Below are 17,831 nucleotides of genomic sequence, written 5' to 3'. Positions count from 1 at the left end.
GCGCCCAACTTGATGATGCACCAATCGTACATTAAGCCATCGTCTGAGGAACCGTCAGGAAGAAAACGACGACGACGCGATTCCCAGCCATCCATCCACTTGCCGCGATCGGTAAACTTGTCGTCGATAAATACGCCTCGGCCCGGCTTTAACAGGTTTTCCATTTCAGCGAAAAAGTCGTTACTGCAAGACAGCGTTTGCCCGCCAAGGCGACGCGCTGCAAGATCGGTGTAACGTAATTCGAAACGGTTCATTTGCGTATGTGGAAGCATGCTCGTTGTTTCTCTCTGTTCTTGCGCGTTAATTGGTTTGTTCTATGTTGAGTCGATAGCCCTGTTCTTGACTATCGATTTCGCCACCGAGTTCTTGCTTGATGTCTTTCCATGCAAGGCCGCGACGGGTTTCAGTGTGTTTGTCGCTGTTTTGTAGAGCGATCAGCTCGCCTGCGATGGATACGGCGACTTCCATGGGTAGTTTGCCCGGTATTTCAGAAAGCCCCACAGGCGATTTGATGCTGTTGATTTGCTCTTCGCTATAACCGCGATGTGCAAGGCGTTTTACAAAACGCTCGGCCTTGGTGTCGGACCCAATCAGGCCAATATGCCTGAGTTTTCCGTGCTCAAGGGCCGCCATACAAAGCTCAAAATCGAGCGCGTGGTTGTGGGTGAGAATTAGAATGTCGGAGCCAGCGGGCAAGTGTTCTATCTCGTATTGTGGCCCGTCACTGACCAGCTTTGTGATATTTGCGGGTAATTCGTCGGGGAAGAGATCTTCACGAGGGTCAATCCAGGTGACGCGGCAAGGCAGTGCGCCAAGGATCTTTACCAACTCTTTGGCAACGTGGCCCGCACCAAATAATCCAATATGAAAGCGACACGCAGCAAAGGTTTCGATCAGTACCGTCGCACTGCCACCGCAGCATTGTCCTAATGAGGCGCCAAGCGGGAAGTGATGAATTTCTTGGCTCTCATTGTTCGCCACAAGCAGTTCACGTGCTTTGTTGGTGACAACAAATTCAAGGTGGCCACCTCCAATGGTGTCGTAGGTGTTTTCGTTGGTCACGACCATCTTTGAGCTGTTGTCGCGTGGTGTCGAGCCGGTACAACCTAAAACGGTCGCCAGTGCATAGGCGCTGCCAGTATCCTGACAGCGTTTTACTGCATCAAACCAAGTGTGTGAACGCATCATTTTCGAGCCTCGCTTACGCGTTGTTTGCTAAATGCTTGCGGGTTTCGTTAACCGCGTTGAGAACGCACTCGGGGGTTGCCGGCGCATTCATTGGTGGGCTGAATGTATAATTCGCCATACTGGATACTGCATCACGCAATGCAGACCATGCTGAAATGCCCAGCATAAAGGGCGGCTCACCCACGGCTTTGGAGCGGTAAATGGTTTCTTCCTTGTTTGGCAATTTTTCCATCAGCTTCACTCGAAAGTCGATTGGCGTATCACCCACCGCAGGGATTTTGTAAGTCGCCGGGCCATTAGAGAGTAGGCGGCCGTTATCGCTCCAAACCAGATCTTCGGTGGTTAGCCAGCCCATGCCTTGAATATAGGCACCTTCGATCTGGCCGATGTCGATTGCCGGATTGAGCGAGCGACCAACGTCTTGCAGGATATCGACACGCGTTACCTTGTATTCGCCGGTAAGCGTATCCACTAATACTTCAGAAACCGATGCGCCATTTGCGTAGTAGTAAAATGGACGGCCCTTGCCGGTGTTGCGATCGTAATGGATCTTCGGTGTTTGGTAGTGACCGCTTGAGAATAGTGGTACACGTGCCATGTAGGCGTTTTGTACAAACTCAGGGAAAGGCGTCCATATTTCTTCGCCAGATCGGTCAACGCTCACAACATGGTTGTTCTCAAAGCGTATTTTATCTTCTGTAGTGCTGTGCAGCTCGGCTGCATATTTGACGAGGCCCGCTTTAATACGTTTACAGGCATCCTGAGCGGCCATGCCATTCAGGTCAGACCCTGAAGAAGCCGCGGTAGGTGAAGTGTTTGAGACTTTGTCCGTTCGTGTCGCGGTGACCATAATCGTATCAAGATCTACCTGAAACTCTTCAGCAACAACCTGCGCGACTTTGATATAGAGACCCTGGCCCATTTCTGTTCCACCGTGGTTTACCTGAATGCTGCCATCGGTGTAGATGTGCACGAGCGCACCAGCCTGGTTCAGGAACTGCACAGTAAACGAGATACCAAACTTAACCGGTGTTAACGCCAAACCTTTTTTGAGGAAGGCGCTTGTGGCGTTGAATGCCTTGATTTCGTCACGGCGCTTCCAGTACTCGGAGCTTTCTTCCAGTTGTGAAATCAGCTCAGGTAGCACTTCCTGCTCAACAGTCTGGCCGTAATGGGTTTCGTTACGCGGATCAATGCTGCCGTCTTCAAGGCGCATAGATGCATGTTGGATGCCGTAGAGGTTGCGCTTGCGGATGGTGAGTGGATCTTCACCCATGCGGCGAGCGATATCGTCCATCATCAGTTCGGCGGTGATCACACCTTGAGGGCCGCCAAAACCTCGATACGCCGTTGCAGAAACCGTGTGTGTCTTGCAGCGATAGCCGGTGACGGTTGCGTTGTTGAGATAATAGGCGTTGTCGCTGTGGAACATCGCGCGATCAACGATCGCATCGGATAGATCTGGCGAGTTACCGCATTTACCCGCTACGTTTATGATGGCACCTTGAATCACGCCGTCATCGTTCACCCCGACGGTGTAGTTATTCTGAAAAGCGTGGCGCTTACCCGTCATCACCATGTCGTCATATCGGCTCATACGGTACTTAACCGGACGACCTGTGTGATGCGCCAAAATAGAGGCAATACATGCGAGCGGCGCGGCTTGTGTCTCTTTACCGCCAAAACCACCACCCATGCGGCGGACTTCGACATTGACCTTGTTGATGCTGATATCAAGCACTTCGGCAACCAGCTTTTGCACTTCCGTTGGATGTTGGCTTGAGGTGTAGACGTTCATGCCGCCGTCTTCCGATGGGGCAACGGTTGATATCTGGCCTTCAAGATAGAAATGCTCTTGTCCCTTGATGTAAAGGTCGCCAGAGATCGTGTGTGGTGCTTCTTTCAATGCTTTGTCGGCATCACCACGCTTATGTTGGTGCGTAGGGCGCACGAAGAACTGGTCTTTCATCGCCTTGTCGACGGTGAGCGTCGGTTCTAGCTCTTTGTATTGAATTTGCGCCAATGCTATGGCGGCTTTGGCCTGTTCGTGTGTTTCGGCGGCGACCGCAAAAATCGGCTGGCCGATGTATTCGCACTCGCTTTCAGCCAAGACGGGATCGCCAGGAAATACGGGCCCGATATCGGTGTGGCCCGGAACGTCTTTCACAGTAATGACTTTGACGACCCCGGGGGCTTTTTCAACCGCACTTAAGTTCATCGATTTAATAAACGCATGCGCGTATTGGCTTCCGCCCACGGCAACATGCAAGGTACCCGGAAGCTCTGGCATATCATCAACATACACGGCTTTGCCTGCAACGTGCTTGATGGCGCTCTCGTGCTTCATACTCTCGCCGGTTTTACCTTTGGCTGGTCGTATGCGCTTGTTGTCTTCTACGTCAATCAGCTTACGCATTATTTGCCTCCTGCACGCTTACGACGTCATTGCTTTGCAGTTGCGTGGTCAATACGGATTCAACACGGCTAATACTGTCAGGATTGAGAATTTCGAGCGCTGTTTTTTCAAGCAAGCCTTGGGTGACTTGAATGCGATAGCTAGCGCTAGCACGCACATCGCTAAACGGTTGGAAGTCTTCAGAGACTTTTTCTCCGGCCTTGCGGAAGGTCTCGACGGTCATGGGTTGATTGATCAGAGCTGATTCGATGGCCGAGCCCGATTTGGGTATTGCAGCCATACCACCAAAGCCAGTGCGAACCGCCGTGATTTTTCCACCTTGTACCTTTAGCTTGATCGCCATGAGTACGGCCGAAATGTCGTCTTCAAGCCGTTTGGAAATCTTGTATACCTTTAAATATTCGCAGGCTTCTCGGCGGGGGATACGAATCGCACGAATGTATTCGCCTTTTTGAAGAAGCGTCTTTTTGTAATCAAGATAAAAGCTATCCAGCGCGATCCATCGATTGCCCGCGGCACTGGCTATTTCTATGTCTGCATTTAGGGCGATGAGCACAGGAGGCGTGTCACCAATGGGAGAGGCGTTCGCAATGTTGCCGCCCATGGTCCCGCTGTTTCGTACCTGTCGGGCTGCAAAGCGCTCAAGCAGTTGTGCAAATTCTGGAAAATGAGCACGGAGGGCTTGTTCGCTGTCAGTGAGTGTCGCTGCGCCACCGATAGTGAGGTATTTCTCGTCTTCACTGATCGCTTTTAGGCTGGTGACCTGATTGATCGCAACTAATTTTTCAATGCGGCGATTCATCTGGGTCACTTCGAGCGCAAGATCCGTCGCGCCCGCAACCATTCGAGCATCGGGATGCTGCTTTAAAATCGCTTTCAGTTCGTCTTCGCTGCGAACACTCCATGCCTGTCCTTCTGCGCTTTGAGTGACGGCGTTTGTGTTTGATGGTCTGGCTTCACTGGGCGACCAAATCTCCGCTTTTATCTTGCCCGGATAAGACTTCATGCTTTGCGCAGCTTCGATAATGGGTTTGTAGCCCGTGCAGCGGCAAAGGTTACCTGAAAGCGCATCGTAGATTTCATGCAAGGTGAAGGTTTTATCTGTTGGAGTGTTCTCAAAGAGCGCGGTAAGCGACATGACGATGCCTGGTGTGCAAAAGCCGCATTGCGAGCCATGCTTGTCGACCATCGCCTGTTGGGCGGGGTGGAGTGTATCGCCATTTGCTATGGCTTCGACCGTGATTAGGCTTTTGCCATCGATCTGCGCGAGAAAAGTAATGCAGGAATTAATCGCTTTGTAGCGCCATTCTCCGTTTTCCATTTCGCCGGCAAGTACCGAGCAAGCACCACAGTCACCAGAGCCGCAGCCTTCTTTTGTGCCAGTAAGGGTTTGGCGCGTGCGTAAGTAGCGAAGCACGGTCATATCCGGCTGGATACTTGATTCACTGACCTGCTGACCATTTAAGAAAAACGTAATCACGGCGTTTCCTCTGCTCTTGAGTATGTCGTTGTTCGCGCCCGGTGCAACCTTTCAATACCTGGATTTGCCACCGCTTATGTTTTAGTCGCGATGTATGATTCCGCAAATAAGCAAGGCTTATAATCTGGTCGCACCGACCCGCTGATGTGCTGGAATGATTCTATAATAAAAACTTGACCAGTTGGTAAGGTAAATTTGTAAAAAGTGACTTAGCACTAATTAAGCTGATGAATTTACTGCATTCTTTTAGCCTAATTTTGGCTTGTAATTCGATTGTCACAAATCAAATTATGACTAGTTGGTCAATTTTCTGTTGTGGTGGTTGTTATAAGCTATAAGGCTGTTATAGCTTTTTGCTTCGTTGCTTTTGAGGTTAATGCGGTTATATTTCTGACCGGTTAGGCAATACTATTGTTTTTATAGAAAAGTTTTTCTTCGCTGAGTTTTTGGCAAGCGCTTTGCTTAGTAGCGCGAGACAAAATGAAAGTTTAGCAAAAGACTATCCTGACGGTCAGGTAAATAAATGAAGCGTATAGAACTAAAAGGCATCACGAAGCGTTATCCGGGCACAGTCGCGAATCGATCTGTAGCATTGTCGGTTGAGCAGGGTGAGATCCACGCTCTGCTTGGTGAGAACGGCGCTGGCAAGAGTACTTTGATGAAAATCATCTACGGCGTTGTAAAGCCGGATGAGGGCACGATGACCTGGGAAGGCAAGCAGGTTACGGTTAAAGGTGCAGCTCACGCACGCTCGATGGGCATAGGGATGGTGTTCCAACACTTCTCTCTATTTGAGACCTTAACTGTTGCAGAGAATATCGCACTCAGCCTTCCGAAGCATGAAGTTGGTGCGATGAGCGCACTAAAAGAGCGCATAATTGAGGTGTCAGAGCGTTACGGTATGAAGCTCGACCCGAATCGTTATGTGCATACGCTTTCGATAGGAGAGCAGCAGCGCGTCGAGATTGTTCGTTGCCTATTGCAGGATGTAAAGCTGTTGATTCTCGATGAGCCCACTTCAGTGCTGACACCCCAAGAAGTCGACACGCTATTTCTGACGTTGCGCCAATTGTCTGAAGAAGGTTGCAGCATACTCTTTATCTCCCACAAGCTGGATGAAGTGCGCGCGATTTGTACTGGCGCGACCATACTCCGCGGCGGCATTGTGACGGGTGATTGTAATCCGCAAGCAACAACCTCTGATGAAATCGCTCGATTGATGGTCGGCGACGATACCCCATTGAATCAGGATTATGAGAAAGCCGTTGGAGGCGACGTTTTTCTGAGTGTGAAACATCTCAGCCATCAATCGAATGACCCATTCTCGACTTCTTTAAAAGATGTGTCGCTTGATGTGAAGCGCGGCGAAATTTTAGGTATTGCCGGTGTCGCGGGTAACGGTCAAGAAGAACTGTTGGATATGATCGGCGGTGAAGAACTAGCTGGCTCTGACGTGATCTTTTTTGATGGTCAGTCGGTCGGCAATGCGGGGCCTACAGAGCGTCGTTCGCGCGGGCTAGGTTTTGTGCCTGAAGAGCGGCTTGGCCGCGGTGGCGTGCCTGATATGTCGTTGGAAGACAACGCATTATTAACGGCGTATCAGCAAGATATGGTCAGCAAAGGCTGGATAAACCGGGCAAAAGTAAAAAGCTTTGCTGAGCGCATTGTTGCCTCGTTTAACGTGAAAACGCCCAATACTCAGGCTCAGGCGAAATCGCTGTCTGGCGGTAATTTGCAGAAGTACATTATTGGTCGCGAGATTCTTCAGAACCCAAAACTTCTCGTCTGTTCTCATCCAACTTGGGGGGTGGATATCGGAGCGGCCATTCTGATTCGCCACGAGCTCATTCGTCTACGTGATAAAGGCGCTGCGATTTTGGTTGTGTCTGAAGATATTGATGAGTTGTACGCGATAAGCGATCGGATTTGTGCGATTTGTGATGGCAAGCTTTCACCCGTTGCGGCAACGGAACAGGTCACGATTAATCAGTTAGGTAAATGGATGGCAGGCGATAGCACTCCAGTAGAACAAGCTGCACCGGAGGTAGACGCATGATTTTTCGCTTAGAAAAACGACCGTCCGATTCAAAAGCAATGGCGTATTTGTCGCCTGTTTTGGCCGTCGCATTAACGTTAATCAGTGGTGCCGCTTTGTTCGCGTCGCTGGGCCATGATCCGGCGCATTCGCTGTATGTGTTTTTCCTTCAGCCTCTTGAGGATTTGTATGGCTGGACAGAGCTAGGGATTAAAGTTGCGCCGCTGTTGTTGTGTGCGATTGGTTTGATGATGTGCTTCAAAGCCAAAGTTTGGAACATTGGTGCAGAAGGGCAATTTATTCTGGGTGGCCTAGGCGGCGGGTTCTTGGCGTTGCAGTTAGGTGAGGTTGAGAGCGCTTGGGTGCTGCCGGCTGTTCTCGTATTTGGCAGCGCCTGTGGTTTGCTTTGGGCGATGCTGGCCGCATTTTTGAAGACGCGTTTTTCGGCAAACGAGATTCTCACCACGATCATGCTCAACTATATCGCATTAAACCTACTTTATTACGGCGTGCATGGGCCATTAAAGGACCCCGATGGCTATAACTTCCCGGAGTCCGCACTGTTTTCCGATTGGGCTATTTTGCCGACTGTTTTCGAAGACTATCGTCTCACGATTTCGATCTTCTTTGCCTTGTTTGCAGTTGCCATTGTCTGGACCTTCGTCTCTCGGACATTGCTTGGCTTTCAGGTGAGTGTGCTTGGTGAAGATGCCTCTGCGGCAAGCTTTGCTGGCTTTAAGGATAAGAAGCTTGTTTGGTTGGTGTTGTTAATGTGTGGTGCCTTAGCCGGCTTAGCCGGTGTTTCAGAGGTAACCGGTCCGGTAGGGCAGCTCAATCCTTATATTGCACCGGGTTACGGTTATGCCGCGATCATCGTTGTGTTTCTTGGGCGCATGCATCCCTTGGGCATTACCTTTGCCAGCATGTTACTCGCACTGACTTATATGGGTGGCGAGATGGTGCAAATGGACTTGACGCTGCCCAAGTCTATTACCGGCTTGTTCCAAGGCATGTTGTTGTTTTATCTCTTAGCGTGTGACTTGTTGATCTCGTACCGCATTGTGCGTGACCGCCCAAAAGCCGCTTCCAATTCTTCAAACCAGCCAGTCGCACAAGCATAGAGGTTTCGCGTGGATATTGAACTTATTACCAACATTCTGTTTGCGACGATTCGTACCGGAACGCCGTTGATTCTGATTGCCCTAGGCGAGATGGTGTGTGAGAAATCGGGTGTTCTTAATCTTGGCCAGGAAGGCATGGTGTTAATGGGGGCAGTGGTCGGTTTTGCGGCTTCTGTCATTACTGGCAACCTTGGCTTAGGCGTCGTCGCCGCGGTCGTGGCTGGCGCGATGATGTCTTTGCTCTTTGGCTTTCTAGCTATTTCTCTGGTTTCTAATCAGGTGGCGACCGGGCTGGCATTAACGATATTTGGTACCGGCTTAAGTGCCTTTATTGGTGCAAGTTATGTGGGCGTCGGCATTGAGGGTATCGAGGCATGGACTATTCCACTGCTCAGCGAAATTCCAATTATCGGCAAGATCTTTTTCTCGCACGATCCCTTGGTCTACCTTTCCTGGATTCTGTTTGCTCTCGTGTTTTGGGTATTTAAAAGCACGCGTTTGGGTTTGACCATTCGCTCTGTAGGCGAGAATCCAGAAGCCGCCAATGCGATCGGTATGAGCGTATTCAAAGTGCGCTATGCCGCTGTCATGTTTGGCGGCGCAATGGCGGGCTTAGCGGGTGGTTATTTGTCGCTGGCTTATACACCACTTTGGACAGAGGGTATGTCTGCAGGGCGTGGTTGGATCGCACTGGCACTTGTTGTGTTTGCGAGTTGGAAAGCAGAACGCATTATGTTGGGTGCTTACCTCTTTGGTGCTGCAAGCATCATGCACCTCGTTCTACAGGGATTAGGCTTCGAAGCCTCACCAAATCTGTTGGCCATGCTTCCGTATGGCGCAACGATCATTGTGTTGGTTGTAATCGCGAACGATGCAGTCAAGGCAAAACTAAGTACACCTTTAGCACTCGGCCAGCCTTATCGGCCTCAGGTCTAGGGCGTCAATAAAAAATGAAACCTCAGGAGTTATTATGAAATTAAGATCAATCACGAAAGCCTTGGCTGCCGCAACACTGGTTAGCGGTGCGGCGCTCGCTCAAGCTGAAGAGCCATTAAACATCGGTTTTGTCTACGTTGGGCCGACTGGCGATGCGGGCTGGACCTACGCGCATGATGAAGGCCGTAAGTATGTTGAAGAGCAACTTGGTGACAAGGTAAAAACCACCTACGTTGAGTCTGTTCCAGAAGGTGCAGATGGCGAGCGCGTTATTCGTCAGCTTGCGTCAAAGGGCAATGACCTCATCTTTACAACTTCGTTCGGTTATATGAACCCAACGCTTAAAGTTGCAAAAAAATTCCCGAAAGTCGCTTTCGAGCACGCATCAGGCTACAAGCGCTCAGACAACATGGGCACCTATTTTACCCGTGCTTATCAAGGCCGCTACTTGACGGGTTTGATTGCGGGCAAGATGACCGAATCTAACGTACTTGGTTACGTAGCATCGTTCCCGATTCCTGAGGTTATTCGTGGCATTAACGCGTTCACCAAGGGTGCTAAAGAAGTAAACCCTGACGTTCAAGTGAAAGTTGTTTGGGCAAGCACTTGGTATGACCCTGCAAAAGAGCGTGAAGCAGCAGAAACGCTGATTCTTCAAGGCGCAGACGTGCTTACGCAACATACTGACTCCGCCGCTGTGATTCAGGCCGCAGAAGCAAAAGGCAAGTACGCAATCGGTTACCACTCAGATATGTCTGAATACGGTAAAAAAGCGCACCTTACTTCAACGGTACACAAGTGGGGTCCACTTTACCTTAAGAAAGCACAAGCCGTGCTTGATGGCACTTGGAAGTCTGAAGACTTATGGCCTGGCATCGCAGACGGTACAACCGATCTAGCGCCACTGAACGAAGCGATTCCAGCGGATGTTGTCGCGATGGTAGAAGAGAAAAAAGCGGCATTGAAGGCGGGCGAAATGCGCGTATTTGATGGCCCAGTTGTAAACCAAGCTGGAGAAGAAGTGATTCCAGCGGGCGGCACAATGGATGACGGTGCGCTTCTTGGCTTTGATTTCTACGTGCAAGGCGTAGAAGGCAAATTGCCACAGTCTTAATTCAAGGCGAACGATTCGCTGAATAAGGCAGTTAGCAGCGAGCTACTGTTTCCGAATTGCGGTAGCTCGCACTTTTTATAAAGCACCATAAGTGCTGTATTAATGAAAAACTAAGGTAGAGAAATGAAACAACTAAAAACCATCGCTGGTGCAGCAGCACTCGCAGCTGCAGTAGCAGCACCCGCTCAAGCTGAGCAGTTTTGGGCTGACAACAGTGTAACCGTGCTACACAGTGCTGATTACTACAACGTTGGCCATGCTTTCGGCGCTCCGCAGAAAACCATGGAAATGACGACAATGACCGTTGAACACGCTTCGGGTCACGATTGGGGTGATGCCTTCTTCTTCGCTGATCGACACAATGGTAAAGGTTCATTTGGTGACTTTAACGAGACATACGCAGAGCTTTCTCCTCGTTTTAGCCTAAGCAATATGACGGGTTCTGAGCTGAAAGCGGGCCCTGTAACTGACGTATTGATTGCGACGACCTACGAGTTCAGCTCAGACAGCACAGGCTTCTCGCAAGATAACTACCTTTACGGTGTAGGCTTGAACTGGGATCTTCCGGGTTTTGCGTTCTTCCAAACGAACTTTTTCTACGCGAATAACGAAAACATTGATGATGATCTTCAGTTGACGGTTGTATACGGTGTTCCATTTGCTACGGGTGATGTTGATTGGATGTTTGATGGCTACATCGATTGGTCATCTGCACAAGAAGATCACGGAGCAGACTTTCACTTCAACCCGCAACTACGTGCTGATATCGGCAAGTTCATGGGGATTACCAAATCTAAGCTTGAAGCGGGTATCGAGTACTCATACTGGCACAACAAGTTTGGTGTGAAGAGCGATGACGCAGAATCAGCAGTTAGCGCTTTGATCAAGTACCACCTGTAAGTATGATTGTTAGTGGTTAATCATACTGCTAGCGATAGCAGCTAGTAATGGTATCGAATAATTGTAGCTAACAGTATGTTCGTAGCGAGCTTCAGGGCGTGGCCCTTAAAGCTCGTTATCGATCCCCAGAACAACAAACAAAGATGTAGAACAACATGAGCGATAAAGATAGCGCACAAAAGACCGGTAAAATCCGAGAGCAGAATCGTAAAAATATTCTGGCTGCTGCTGAAGACTCTTTTGTTAAAAACGGGTTTAAAGGAACCAGCATGCAATCCATTGCCGATGCTGCAGAACTGCCTAAAGCCAACGTTCTCTACTACTTTAAAAGCAAGCAAGCGCTTTACTTGGCGGTGCTTGATGAGATTATCCGACGTTGGGACGAGTCGATCGACGATATGAGCGAAGGCGATGACCCAGCTGAAGTACTTGGTAACTACATCCGCGCAAAAGTTGATCTAGCCATTCAATACCCGAATGCGTCCAAGATTTTCGCACTTGAAATCATTCAAGGCGCACCGAATTTACAAGACCACTTACGCAGCAACTTGCGTGCTTGGGTCCGAGACAAAAGCAAAATTATCCAGTCTTGGATTGATCAGGGAAAAATGAACGCTGTTGATCCTGAGCATCTGATTTTTATGATCTGGTCTACCACCCAGCATTATGCCGACTTTGACACGCAGATTCTTACCGTGACTAACAAGCTTGAATACGACGAGTTGGATGTACAGCGTATTAAAGACCTGCTTTGCACCATCATTCTTGGCGGCTGCGGTTTGAGTGCTTGAACAGCAAACTGAAGCGAAATAAATGCCCTGCGTAACAGAGGGTGTTAGGCAGGGCTAGGTTGTTAGCTTCGTGAGGGATATTGGCCCTGCAGAGAAATAATGCAGTTGAGCGCGGTGCTTGGCATCATGTTTTGATGGGGCTGAGAGCCGCCTGTTGCACTGATTGCATTTGCATGCATGTTTTTATCAATTGTACCGCTGCCATACAGCTTTGTTCTGCTGGTATTCGCGAGGCTTCGGTCATTCGGGAGCGTGCTATCGGCGCGTTCGCTCGACCCAGACAGCCCATGCGAATGACTAGGCAAATTGGCCGTTGTTAGCGTGTTAGATTCTTGTCCATCTTTTAATCCTAGTCGATAGTTAGGATAGTCTTCGTGGAGCATCAGGCGACCACGCATGTCAGGCAGGGCAAACGTGACTCTGCCATCGCCACCATAGGTGGTCCCCAATAATGAGAAGAGCGCTTGATATTGCGATATCTGCAATATCTGACCATTACATTGAGCCCAGCCTCGCGGTGCAAAGTTAAACGCAACCCATTTCATTTCTCCTAGTAAGGGATTATCTGCAGCGGTGGTCGCTGCGGCATGAGTTGAAGTAAGTAACGCGGCCAAGCTCAGTAAAGTAACTGAAAGAAAGCGTAGTTTCATGACGTTTCTCCTGAACTTAATTGCGTGATGGGAATATGCCAACAGTGGCAATAATGCAGTTTAAGGTTGTGTAGGGCTGCATGTTGTTATGTGGTTGTCCGCCCCCACTGTTGCCGATGTTTCCAGTGTTCATAGCGACATTTGGTGCGTCTGCAAAAACACGCGTTCTAGAAGGGCTTGCGGGCACTTTGCCACTCGGGTCGGCTGAGCTTGGTGCGCCGCTGCTGGCCATCTGGGTGTGGGTGTGGCTAGGCATTTCAGCTGCGCTAAGTGTGACGGTCTCTCGGCCTAGTTTTTGGCCGAGAGGGCGATTGGTTAAGCCTGGGCCTTGTCCTTCATGAATGGCCGTTCGGCCTTTTAAATCGGGTATGCCGAAGGTCGTTCGCCCGTCTCCGCCATACGTGGTGCCGAGCAATGAAAATAGGGCGCTATATTGGTTAATTGGAAGCAGTTGGCCATCACAGAATTGCCAACCACGAGGGGCGAAATTGTAAGGTACCCAAGCAATCTCGCCTAAAAAGGGCTCTGCAGAGACGTGAGTTGCGGAAGTGGCGGCTACCGTTAATGCAGCGCCGGCGATTAGCGTTTTTAGTGTTTGTTTCATTGCTCTCTCCTGTGAGCATGTTTTTCGGATCCTTTTGAGTACTACAAACAACACTCATCAAGAGTTATGTCATTTTGTATCGATCGATCATCTCAAGTGCGTTAGCAGGTCGATTTTCGCAATCGAATCAATCCTCCCAAAGCAAGGCTAAGCAAGATTAGCGAGCTCGGCTCTGAGACGGCGCCCGGTGGAGATGACATTTGGGCAAAGGTGATGTCATCCACGTTGAAATAATAGTCTTCTGGGAAACTTGAAAATGAGACGCTAGTGAACGCGTCTGCTGCTGAGTCGGAATACAGGCCGATGAAATAGGCTTCGCCGTCTAGTAGCTGTTGATCCGCGTTCGCAGACAGATTAGCGACGAGACCAGTATTCGTTGTTAGCGTTATATCGTTATCAAAAAGAAGTGATTCAAAGCCGATATGAATGTACAAGCCAATGGCCGATTGGGCCGAGCCAAACGTCATGTCGAAGCTATCCCCTCCCGCAAACCGACCGTCAAAGTCATTGATGCCTAGATAGTTTGAGGAGGACGTTGTGTCATAGGTCGCGTCGACAGAGAGATCGTAATCCAACGAATAGTCAAAGGTAACACCATCAAACGGAGAACCTGGGAGGACTAGATCTCCTGCAGTGGCAGAATCAAAGTCGATTGTATTGCTCGAGAGACCTGCGATGGCTGTCGTAAAATCGGCCTCGTTATCGTAAGTCATTGTCGCGGCGTGCGTTGAAGCGGCAGCAGCGCTGAGTATTAGTAGGCTAGCTGTTCTTAAAAAGTGCGTTCTTGCTCTCATTGTCTTTACCGTCCCTAGGTTTTGGTTGTTATTTGATCAGTCACTTTGGTGCATTATGGTGCTACCGTCAAGACAATTACCGCCATTAATCAAAGAAATCTTCGTCACGTCATTACGAGGGGCTTGAGGCGAGGGGCTTGAGCCTCGGCTTTACTTTTGGAATGGCGAGTTTTTTTTACTCAACTATGCGATGCGTGTGGATTAACGTGAATGCTGGAGGTGATGTGAAATTTACAGCTCTAAGAGCTTGGCCCTAGAGGCCCAGCAGTTTAAACTTTGCGTTGAAAGGCTCGCCGATTCGGATGAATTTAACGTGTGGTCTTTCTTAGAGTTACCAAGCAAGTTAAAACAAGGCAGATTAACACACGTCTTTCGCCTTAGAGCCGAGACCGTCACTGCTATATTTTTCATAGACCTGGACATACAGGTCGAGAAATAGGAGTGACGAATGACAGCTTCAAACCATTCTGTTTGGATTAAAGCCCCTTTAGCGGTGTTCACCGCCAATAACCAAGACGCGCGTAATGGCATCGTTGTGCGCGGAACAAAAATTATCGAGCTGGTTAGACAGGGATGCGCCCCAACTGAGGATTATGATGAGGTGTATGATGCCTCTCGTTCGGTGTTATTACCGGGCTTGATTAATACGCACCATCATTTATATCAAACCTTAACGCGCGCCTTTCCTCCGGCCTTAAACAAACGATTATTCCCTTGGCTACAAACGCTTTATCCCGTTTGGGCAAAGCTGCAGCCCGAGATGCTTTCGGTGGCGACCGAGCTTGGCTTGAGTGAATTACTTCTTTCGGGCTGCACCACGGTATCAGACCACCATTATTTGTTTCCCGAAGCCTTAACCGAGGCGATCGATATCCAAGTAGCGGCTGCACATAAAATGGGTGCTCGCGTCACGCTGACCAGAGGGTCCATGAGTCTCGGGCAAGAGCAGGGCGGTTTACCCCCGCAATCCACAGTGCAAACCGATGAGGTGATTCTAAAAGATTCGGCGCGTTTGATTGGCCTCTATCACGATGCCAGCGAAGGCTCGATGGTAAATATTGCGCTTGCACCATGCTCGCCATTCTCGGTCACGAGTGAGTTGATGGTCGAGACCGCGCGATTAGCACGTCAACATGGGGTGCGCTTGCATACCCATTTGGCGGAGACGGAAGACGAGAATACGTTTTGCCTAAGTCGCTTCGGTATGCGACCAGTGGATTATTTAGAGTCTGTGGAGTGGATGGCGAGCGATGTATGGCTCGCACATGGTATTCATTTCAACGATGAGGAATTGAAGCGATTAGGTAAGGCCGGAGTCGGCGTTGGTCACTGTCCTTCCTCAAATATGGTTTTGGCTTCTGGAATATGCAGGACGCTGGATCTGGAAAAGCATGGTTCGCCAGTGGGCTTAGGTGTCGATGGTTCCGCATCGAACGATGGCTCCAATATGATTCAAGAAGTGCGGCAAGCTATGTTGATTAGTCGACTGCGTTATCAAGCGGATGAAATAACGCATCTTGATGCTCTGCGCTGGGCGACCAAGGGTTCGGCGCAGGTTCTTGGGCGAAATGATATCGGGGAGTTAGCGGTGGGTAAGCAAGCCGATCTTGCTTTGTTTAAACTCGATGATGCCCGCTTTTCAGGCAGCCATGACCCATTAGCGGCACTCGTTTTATGTGGTGCACATCAGGCGGATGCCGTTATGGTTGCGGGTCAGTGGAAAGTTAAGAATAGTGCGTTATTACACGTTGATTTAACGCGTCTAATCGCAGATCATTCGGGTCTTGCTAGAAAGCTAGTAACTTAGGTTGATCAACAAGGCGAACAGTATGATCGAAGCGTTAACTCAGTGGTTTGAAAGCTATACGCTTCAATTAACCCTCACCGCGATTGCACTGGGTAGTTACCTTGCATTTCGCCTGATTATTGGTCCGATTGTGCGCCGCCATGCGCGCAAGGGGCGGCTAAAACCAGATGTCACGACAAAGGCACTAAAAACAGTCAATATTCTGATTGTGATTGCTGCGTTGTCCACCGTCTTTGTGGTGTGGGGCTTTGATTTTAAAGGTTTGCTGACGCTTTCCGCGAGCTTGCTCGCAGTCACCGGCGTGGCGATGTTTGCTGCCTGGTCGATACTAAGCAATATCACGGCATTCTTTATTCTCTTGGCGCATAGCTCATTTAAGCGTGGCACGTTTGTTCGTATTGTGGATGCCGATAACTATGTAGAGGGTTATATCTCAGAGATTAACCTGTTCAATACAAAGTTGATCAGTGAAAGCCGAGAAATCGTGATTTACCCAAATAACCTGCTGTTAAGTCGTCCTATGGTGGTTAACCCGCGTCAGAAGCTCGATACCATGGGTAAGATTGGCGTGGTGCCCGAAGCTTCGTCCAAATGAACAAGGTTAACGAGGAACGCATCTGGGGATAAGCGTGCTAGGCCGCTTTGTCTTTTGAGGCAAGCAGATCGTAGAGTGATTCAAGTATCTTTCCGAGCTCGGCTTCAAGTGATTGATAGTCGCTGTTCATATGCTCCAGCTTTTCATGCACTTGGTATGCGACTTTCATAAGCTCTTCTTCTTGGTCGTCATCTAGCCCCAGATGAAAGAGCTTTGTTTCAAGTTCAGTGAGCATATTACCGATGACTTCGGTGGATGTTTTCTCGTGAGCTGTGAGTTGCTCGGCAAATCTTTGAAGCTGTTCTTCGGTGATTTTAATTACCCGGGAAAGGACTTTGTTGCGCTGTTGTTCGATGCCTTGTTGTGCCATAAGTTGCTTCAATTGGCCATCACAAATGCTTGAAAGGACCACGAGGTTGTCTTTGAAACGCCCGTAGCGGCTTTCGTCATCAACAGGCATTTCGTTGACAAGTATGGCGACACTATCGCTTCGAATAATGCTTCTAATACCTTTACTTATAATCCGCTCATTGATGGCGGCTGCCTTTTTCAGTAGTAAGCCTTCGGGGGATTCCTCAGTGCAATTCACGTAGATCGGTGTTTTGGCAATAATCATCGCGGATGCGCTCAGACCAAAGCTCTCAACCACGCCACACAACCTTTTAGCGACAGCCTCAAGCGTTGTGTCGTCGTCTGAATCTTTTACAAATTGAATCAACTGGCAAAGTTCGCTACTTGTTGTCATCGCTTCTTCACGGTGCTTTTGTGTTTCTATTAGTTCGTCAGCTTGTGCCAGTTTGATCTTAATGAGCGTTTGCAGCTTGGTTTTCTTGACCGGCTTCTCTAAAAAGCCGTTGCCGCCGACTTCGAAGGAGCGAATGAGGTTTTCCTCGGTTTCAGCCGCCGAGATAAAAAGGACGGGTGTTGCTTTGAATTGCGGTAGATGCCGGACGGCCTCGCAGAGTGCGAAGCCGTCTTTCTCGCGCATCTGAACGTCTAATAGAAAGATGTCGGGCGTGCAGGATTTGAGCTTGTTCAAGCACGCGTCGGCAGATTCAGCGTCTTCTATTTCATATTGATCACCTAGATGCTCTCGTACTATGACACGGGCTATTTCGTCATCATCGACGATCATCACGAGAGGTTTGCCGGACATGTATTGCGCCTTTTTGATTCTAAATATCTCTGATGAGAAAAGTAGTCGAAAATTGGAGGATGACGAATCAGAATTATTAGAGATTTGGATATTTTGTTAATCGGGTCTCCTGATCCCCATGTCGGTTTTTTCTAGGGCGCTATCAATAGGCGAATCAAGAAAGCGACCAAAAATCGATCCAGAGCGTGTGTTCGTAGCGGCTAATCCCAAGCGCTAATCCCAAGCGCTAATCCCAAGGGCTAAT

Annotated in this window: 15 protein-coding genes and 1 pseudogene; 8 read left to right on the top strand and 8 right to left on the bottom strand. The window is 49.3% G+C overall.

Annotated features, from left to right (window positions below; translation table 11 throughout):
* The 4 genes and pseudogenes from A3750_RS02255 to xdhA all read right to left on the bottom strand — a co-directional run.
* A pseudogene (locus A3750_RS02255) lies at window positions 1-272 on the bottom strand (allantoicase); the annotation flags it as partial.
* Between the two features lie 28 nt (window positions 273-300).
* Window positions 301-1,188: a xanthine dehydrogenase accessory protein XdhC gene (xdhC, locus tag A3750_RS02250; protein WP_231871677.1), complete on the bottom strand. Its 888-nt coding sequence runs from the start codon at window positions 1,186-1,188 to the stop codon at window positions 301-303.
* A 13-nt stretch (window positions 1,189-1,201) separates the two neighbouring features.
* Window positions 1,202-3,604 (bottom strand): xanthine dehydrogenase molybdopterin binding subunit, encoded by a 2,403-nt coding sequence (xdhB, locus tag A3750_RS02245; protein ID WP_068456050.1) that lies wholly within the window; start codon window positions 3,602-3,604, stop codon window positions 1,202-1,204.
* Window positions 3,597-5,084 carry a xanthine dehydrogenase small subunit gene (gene xdhA, locus A3750_RS02240; protein WP_068456053.1) on the bottom strand — a complete coding sequence of 496 codons (1,488 nt, stop codon included), beginning with the start codon at window positions 5,082-5,084 and terminating at the stop codon, window positions 3,597-3,599. The genes xdhB and xdhA overlap by 8 nt, the downstream gene beginning before the upstream one ends.
* A gap of 523 nt (window positions 5,085-5,607) precedes the next feature.
* Between xdhA and A3750_RS02235 the strand changes: the two genes are divergently transcribed.
* From A3750_RS02235 to A3750_RS02210, 6 genes are all read left to right on the top strand, one after another.
* Entirely contained in the window at window positions 5,608-7,140 is a 1,533-nt protein-coding gene (locus A3750_RS02235; protein WP_068456055.1) for an ABC transporter ATP-binding protein, read from the top strand.
* Complete coding sequence (locus A3750_RS02230; protein WP_068456058.1) at window positions 7,137-8,240, top strand: ABC transporter permease; 1,104 nt, start codon at window positions 7,137-7,139, stop codon at window positions 8,238-8,240. Before A3750_RS02235 ends, A3750_RS02230 begins: the two co-directional genes overlap by 4 nt.
* 9 nt (window positions 8,241-8,249) lie before the next feature.
* A complete protein-coding gene (locus A3750_RS02225) occupies window positions 8,250-9,176 on the top strand; it encodes an ABC transporter permease (RefSeq protein WP_068456061.1) in 927 nt (308 codons plus the stop codon).
* A 34-nt stretch (window positions 9,177-9,210) separates the two neighbouring features.
* Complete coding sequence (locus tag A3750_RS02220) at window positions 9,211-10,290, top strand: BMP family ABC transporter substrate-binding protein (protein WP_068456064.1); 1,080 nt, start codon at window positions 9,211-9,213, stop codon at window positions 10,288-10,290.
* 123 nt (window positions 10,291-10,413) lie between these two features.
* Window positions 10,414-11,190: a DUF5020 family protein gene (locus tag A3750_RS02215; protein WP_068456068.1), complete on the top strand. Its 777-nt coding sequence runs from the start codon at window positions 10,414-10,416 to the stop codon at window positions 11,188-11,190.
* Window positions 11,191-11,345: 155 nt separating this feature from the next.
* Entirely contained in the window at window positions 11,346-11,981 is a 636-nt protein-coding gene (locus tag A3750_RS02210) for a TetR family transcriptional regulator C-terminal domain-containing protein (protein ID WP_068456071.1), read from the top strand.
* A 62-nt stretch (window positions 11,982-12,043) separates the two neighbouring features.
* On the opposite strand, the gene A3750_RS02205 is transcribed toward A3750_RS02210, so the two are convergent.
* The 3 genes from A3750_RS02205 to A3750_RS02195 all read right to left on the bottom strand — a co-directional run bounded on the left by A3750_RS02205 (window position 12,044) and on the right by A3750_RS02195 (window position 14,029).
* Window positions 12,044-12,631, bottom strand: coding sequence for a phage tail protein (locus tag A3750_RS02205; protein WP_082863205.1), 588 nt, complete (start codon window positions 12,629-12,631; stop codon window positions 12,044-12,046).
* 16 nt (window positions 12,632-12,647) lie between these two features.
* Entirely contained in the window at window positions 12,648-13,235 is a 588-nt protein-coding gene (locus A3750_RS02200; protein WP_082863206.1) for a phage tail protein, read from the bottom strand.
* Window positions 13,236-13,336: 101 nt separating this feature from the next.
* Window positions 13,337-14,029 (bottom strand): PEP-CTERM sorting domain-containing protein, encoded by a 693-nt coding sequence (locus A3750_RS02195; RefSeq protein WP_068520517.1) that lies wholly within the window; start codon window positions 14,027-14,029, stop codon window positions 13,337-13,339.
* 448 nt (window positions 14,030-14,477) lie between these two features.
* On the opposite strand from A3750_RS02195, the gene A3750_RS02185 reads away from it, so the two are divergent.
* Together A3750_RS02185 and A3750_RS02180 are read left to right on the top strand one after the other, a co-directional pair.
* A complete protein-coding gene (locus A3750_RS02185; protein WP_068456080.1) occupies window positions 14,478-15,836 on the top strand; it encodes an 8-oxoguanine deaminase in 1,359 nt (452 codons plus the stop codon).
* A 22-nt stretch (window positions 15,837-15,858) separates the two neighbouring features.
* Entirely contained in the window at window positions 15,859-16,431 is a 573-nt protein-coding gene (locus tag A3750_RS02180; protein ID WP_082863207.1) for a mechanosensitive ion channel domain-containing protein, read from the top strand.
* A gap of 37 nt (window positions 16,432-16,468) precedes the next feature.
* Here A3750_RS02180 and A3750_RS02175 read toward each other — a convergent pair whose 3' ends face one another.
* Complete coding sequence (locus A3750_RS02175; protein ID WP_068456083.1) at window positions 16,469-17,587, bottom strand: response regulator; 1,119 nt, start codon at window positions 17,585-17,587, stop codon at window positions 16,469-16,471.
* Window positions 17,588-17,831 lie beyond the last annotated feature (244 nt).

This window comes from Oleiphilus sp. HI0079 (assembly GCF_001635105.1).
This window is presented reverse-complemented; position numbering and strand designations above follow the sequence as displayed.